The following is a 4,101-nucleotide window of genomic DNA, read 5'->3' as shown; positions in this document are numbered from 1 at the left end:
TCAAGGCCAACTCGATGACGAGCGGCTTCCTCGAGCGCGCCAAGTTGCCGCTCGTCATGGACAGCGACCGCGAGGCAATCGCGGCCGCAGTGACCGTCGGCCAGAGCCGGGCGCCGGAAGACCTGCGCAGTCTGCGCGTCCGGGACACGTCGCACGTCGGCGACCTGTGGATCTCTCCTGCGCTGGAAAGCGAAGCGCGTCGGCGCGGCCTGGACTTCCTGGGCGCGCCGCGCCCGCTGCGATTCGATCGCCAGGGGAACCTTCTCGGCATCGCGCGTCCGGTATAGGTGCGGCCGATCCTCGGCCCCGGGGGATGGTGTTCTGATTGGGGCGAGCCCGGCTCACGATGAGCGCCGCCCCGCGTTGACACCGCTGCGGGCGCCGACTATAATCCTAATGTCCCCGCTGTCCCAAGTGGCAAGAGCTGACCGGCTTTCGTTCGACGTGCCCCTGTGGCCAAGTGGATAAGGCACGGGCCTCCGGAGCCCGGATCGCAGGTTCGAATCCTGCCAGGGGTACCACGAGACGCTGACTGAGGAATCTGAGAGACGACAGACGCCCGGCTAGCGCCGGGATTGCGCTTTCCCACCCCGAGATTGCCCTCCCCCTGCACCTCGACACCGTTCGGTCAACGCGTGGGGCGCCTTCTGTGCGAGCCCGACCGCCACGCCGGTCAACCGGCTGCCTCCTCCGCGCCGCCGCCCCTCTGATTCCAGCCCACGCTTATGGAGCGCCGCGCGCGCATCCATCCCCGCGCCGCGTGATCGGGTCCGTCTGCTGCTTCACGGCCAGCACAACGCCAAATCACGCTCAGCAGCCCGCCGTCGGCGGAATTCTCGCCCCGTACCCAACTCCCGCAACGCTGGATATGGAAGAAATAGATGGGAGCGGGGTGAGCGATGGCGCGTTGGGTCGTGTGCATACTGCTGCTATTGGTCGCAGCAGAGGTCGGCATACCGGCACCGGCCGGGCCGGCAATGGGCGAGGCGGAAATGCCGGCGCTCGTCGGCGATGCGGCGGACGAGTTAGCCGCCATTGATGCCCACGCGTTGGACGCGCCTGAGTGGGCGACGTCCTGTTTGACCACGCTGTCCGCTTACCTCACCATGCCCAACCGCGATGAGCGCGAACGAGCTCGCGCCATCTTCCGCTGGATCACCGCCAACATCGCTTACGATGCCGCAGCGCGCGATGACAGCCTCGACCCCGAGGCGGTGCTTCGCAATCGGCGCGCGGTGTGCCACGGCTACGCCGTGCTCTTCGCAGCTTTGGCGGAGTCCGCGGGCATGAACGCGGAAGTCATCGTCGGACACTCCAAGAAGTTCCAGCCCGCCGCATACGCGGATGCAGAGCCGTGGCTGAACCATTCCTGGAACGCGGTCGAGATCGACGGCGAATGGCAACTCGTGGACTGCTGCTGGGGCGCGGGATACCTCGACGAGCACGGCAGATTCGTGCAGCGCTTCACTCCGCACTATTTTCTCGCCGCGCCGGAGGTCTTCGTCTGCGACCATCTGCCGGCAGATCCGAAGTGGCAGTTAGTCGAGTCGCCCATCTCGGAGCAAGAGTACCTCCAGCTCGTCCAGGTTCGGCCGCCCTTCTTCGATTGCGGCCTGCGGCTCGTCAGCCACCTCTCAGGCCGGATTGACGCCGACGGATCGGTCGCCGTCACCATCGATGCCCCGCCCGAGACGCTGCTGCTCGCGTCACTCTATCGTGACGGGCAAGAGCTGGAAGAGAGCTTCACGTTTACGGAGCGGGATGGGAAAAGCCTCGTCACCCACGCGAGATTCCCGTCGGCGGGCACCTACGTGCTCCGCATGTTCGCGCGCCGCGCGGACGCGGGGGGAGACGAGTTCGCATGGGTCCTTGATTACACGGTGAATGCCACCTCCGCCGAGGGCGGAGGCGGCTTCCCGAAGACGTACAGCCCATTCCTCGCGCGGAGCTGCCGGCTTGAGGGGGCGCTGTCGCAGACACTGCGGGCAGGCGAGGTGGTGGACTTCGCGCTCACCGTCCCGACCGCGCGCGATGTCGCGGTGCTGACCAGCGAGTCGTTCGTCCGTCTCGCAGGGGATGGCTCGCGATTCACCGGCACGGTGCCTGTGGCGGCCGGGCCGGTCGTCGTCTTCGCCCGCTTCGACGGGGCGCCGACCTACGAGGGCCTGCTCCAGTACGTCGCTCAGTAAGCAGCGTCGGTCTCTCCGCCAATCCCAGCGCGGCCGGTCGCACGCGAAACCCCCATCCCACCGAGGATGCCGCTTCCCCGCCGCCTTCGCCGCACGTCATTGACCGAGGGCATCAGCAAGCGGCAGCCGCCACACATCATTCATGAGCGGCCACGAGTTTCCGGCCACGACCCACAAGCTGTCGTCAAACACGTAACACGTGGGCTCGTGCCGCGGCGAAAAGGTCCTCTCGGCGACGAACTCATGCCAGTTCATCCCGTCCTCCGTGTACCAGACGTCGCCGAGATTCGCGCCGTGCGCGTTGTCGAACCCGCCGATGATCCACATCTTCCCGGCGTATGCCTTCGAGATGAACCACATCCGCGGCGCCCACGGCGCATGTTCCAGCGCGCGCTCCCAGTTCGCGCCGTCCACCGACCACCAGACATCGTTGTGGGTCGTGAACTGCGGGTAGTGCTTCTCGGGCGGGTCGCTGCGTGCTTCGCTGGATCCCCCCATGACCCACAGCTTGCCTCGGAACGCGGCCACCGCACACGCCGACCGCGCTCCGTAGGGCGCATGCTTCGTGGCGCAGACCCATTCCTTGCCGTCGGTTGAATACCACACATCAGCGCCACTGCCCAACTGCCACATCTTGCCGTCGTGCACCACGACTTCCCCGTAGCCTCTCACGCCGAACGGCGTCTTCGCGCAGACCTCCGTCCAGTTCGCGCCGTCGTCGGAACACCACACGCTCCCCTTGACCGCCCACATCCTGTCGTCATAGACCACCATCTCGCTGTAGCCGTCGTAGGGGGTCTCCTTACTGACCAGAGTCCACTCCGCCCCGTCCGTCGAACACCACAGATCCCTGGTCAGGACGTTGTCGTAGTAGTATCCGTTGCTCAGCCACATCCTGCCGTCGAAGACCACGTCCTCGGCCGTGTCGCGGATGCTGAAAGCCGCGTGCTCCGTGACGCACTCCCAGGACGCCGAGTGCGACAGAGCCGCCGAGCTGAGGATCAGAGCAGCCGTCATCAGGAATGCCACCTCTCTCATCGCGCCATCCCTTCTCCCGCCACCGAGCACTGCGTGGCCAATGCCACGGCAGCATGGGGTGTGATAAGATTACCCGGAACCCGCGCCCGAACCTTGCGCGAGGTTGCATCGGCGGGCGTCGGCTTCACCACAGCGTCAAGTGGACGGTCACGTGCTCGACAGCATTTTCAAAGTCGTCTTCTTGCTCGGTTTGGTCGCCGCTGCCGTCATCCGCGCGATGTGGGTCGCCCGTGCCCGCCGCGAGCAGCGACGCCGCCCCGGCGCAGTCGCCGTTGACCGCAACGCGCCTGCGGAGAAACCTCTGCTGTTCCTGACGTTCCTTGGGATGCAGGTCATCCCGCTGGTCTGTGTCTTCACGCGGTGGCTGGGATTCGCGGATTACCACGTCTGGAGATCACTGGGGTGGGGCGGCGCGGCGCTCTTCGCCGTCGCCTTGTGGCTGCTCTGGAGGTCTCACGCCGACCTCGGACGCAGTTGGTCGCCGACCGTCGAGGTGAGACAGGAGCAGTCCCTCGTCACACACGGAGTGTACCGGCGCGTCCGGCACCCGATGTACACCGCGCACCTGCTGTGGGGCGTGGCGCAGGTTCTGCTGCTCCAGAACTGGATCGCCGGCCCGGCCTTCCTGGTTTCACAGATCCCGTTGTACGTGCTGCGCATCCCGCGCGAGGAGCGGATGATGCTCGAGCACTTCGGCGAGGAGTACCGCACGTATATGAGCCGCACCGGCCGACTCATCCCGCGCCCGTGGGGATAGCCCGCCGTTTGCCGCTTCTGGGCGGGTGAAGGAGCGGCCCGGCGGGGGGCAGAATGTGCGGTCGGGGATCGGCTGCTGCACAGCCCTCGACGTTCCCTCATTGGAGGCAATCCTTGA

The 4,101-nt window shown here is 66.4% G+C and carries 4 protein-coding genes and 1 tRNA gene; 4 read left to right on the top strand and 1 reads right to left on the bottom strand.

Annotated features, from left to right (window positions below; translation table 11 throughout):
• The 3 genes from JSV65_00090 to JSV65_00080 form a co-directional block, all read left to right on the top strand.
• On the top strand, positions 1 to 287 hold a 287-nt coding region (locus JSV65_00090), incomplete at its 5' end, for a DUF2088 domain-containing protein (GenBank protein ID UCH34788.1).
• Positions 288 to 446: 159 nt separating this feature from the next.
• Positions 447 to 521 (top strand) — tRNA-Arg (locus tag JSV65_00085).
• Positions 522 to 899: 378 nt separating this feature from the next.
• Positions 900 to 2,189 carry a hypothetical protein gene (locus tag JSV65_00080; protein ID UCH34787.1) on the top strand — a complete coding sequence of 430 codons (1,290 nt, stop codon included), beginning with the start codon at positions 900 to 902 and terminating at the stop codon, positions 2,187 to 2,189.
• Between the two features lie 96 nt (positions 2,190 to 2,285).
• Here JSV65_00080 and JSV65_00075 read toward each other — a convergent pair whose 3' ends face one another.
• On the bottom strand, positions 2,286 to 3,227 hold the full coding sequence (locus JSV65_00075) for a hypothetical protein (GenBank protein ID UCH34786.1): 942 nt from the start codon (positions 3,225 to 3,227) through the stop codon (positions 2,286 to 2,288).
• Between the two features lie 151 nt (positions 3,228 to 3,378).
• Here JSV65_00075 and JSV65_00070 point away from each other — a divergent pair, with 151 nt between their 5' ends.
• A complete protein-coding gene (locus JSV65_00070; protein ID UCH34785.1) occupies positions 3,379 to 3,984 on the top strand; it encodes an isoprenylcysteine carboxylmethyltransferase family protein in 606 nt (201 codons plus the stop codon).
• Positions 3,985 to 4,101 lie beyond the last annotated feature (117 nt).

It is taken from the genome of Armatimonadota bacterium (genome assembly GCA_020354555.1).
In the GTDB taxonomy this organism is placed as follows: Bacteria; Armatimonadota; Hebobacteria.
Note: the sequence above shows the minus strand (reverse complement) of the source record. Positions and strands in the feature narration are given on the sequence as shown.

Coding starts and splice junctions, on each gene's coding strand:
- JSV65_00080 (UCH34787.1), top strand. CDS start 900: ATGGCGCGTTGGGTCGTGTGCATACTGCTGCTATTGGTCGCAGCAGAG.
- JSV65_00075 (UCH34786.1), bottom strand. CDS start 3,227: ATGAGAGAGGTGGCATTCCTGATGACGGCTGCTCTGATCCTCAGCTCG.